Raw genomic sequence first — 917 nt, forward strand, 5'->3', positions numbered from 1 at the left:
GCCCTTCGGGCGCGGCCCCGCTTGCTTTCAGCTTTTGGGGCGGACCGGGAGGGGGTTCGGGGGTTCGGTTCGGAGTTCGTTGACGACCATGTCGGCGGGGGCGTCGAGGACTCCGAGGATCGTGGCGGCGACCGTGTCCTGGCTCATCGCGCGGGCGGGGTCGTAGTCGGAGTTGTACTGGTCGCGCAGGCCGCGCTGCATGTCGGTGTCGAAATGCGACGGGTAGAAGCTCGTGACCCGGACGCCGTTGGCCTGCTCCTCCGCGCGGAGCGCGTCGGCGATCGCCCTGAGGGCGTGCTTGCTCGCCGAATACGAGCTCAGCAGCGGCGCGGCGTTGAGGCCCGCGCCCGAGTTCAGGAAGAAGACGTGGCCGCGCGCGGCGCGCAGGGCCGGCAGGAGGAGGCGGGTCAGTTCCGCGACCGAGACGACGTTGACCGCCATCGTCCGCTGCCACCACTCCAGGGTCTCGTCGGCGACCGCGTTGACATTGAGGACGCCGGCATTGTGGACCAGCGCGTCCAGTCGCGACACTCCGAGCGAGGCCGCCGCGTTCGCGAGGCTCGCCGGGTCGGCGAGGTCCGCGATCAGGGCCTTCGCGTGCGGGACGCCCTCAAGGGCGGCCGCGCTGCGGGCGTGGGCGATCACGGTGTCGCCGCGGGCGCTCAGGCGTTCGGCCAGGGTCCGGCCGAGTCCGCGGCCGGCGCCCGTGACCAGGATCGTTTTTGACATGCCGTCACATTAGCCCCTCCCGTGAAGCCCTTCGCGTCAACGCCGGGAGGCGTGCGGGCGGTAACGTATGCACCATGATGGCCAGGACGAGCGGAAAGGGCGGCACCGCCCGCAAGGGGAGCGCGCCCGCCGCGCGCCGCAAGCCCGCCGCCGCCGCGGCGAAGCGGCCCGCCGCGAAGCAGGCGGCC

General features: G+C 72.6%; 1 protein-coding gene. It reads right to left on the reverse strand.

The genetic code is table 11. From position 1 onward, the window contains the following. Positions 1–27: 27 nt before the first annotated feature. The gene (locus DI269_RS00880) at positions 28–729 is read right to left on the reverse strand and encodes an SDR family oxidoreductase (RefSeq protein WP_112133274.1); all 702 of its coding nucleotides are present in this window, start codon (positions 727–729) and stop codon (positions 28–30) included. Positions 730–917 lie beyond the last annotated feature (188 nt).

The organism is Glycomyces dulcitolivorans (genome assembly GCF_003265355.1).
Taxonomy (GTDB): domain Bacteria; phylum Actinomycetota; class Actinomycetes; order Mycobacteriales; family Micromonosporaceae; genus Glycomyces; species Glycomyces dulcitolivorans.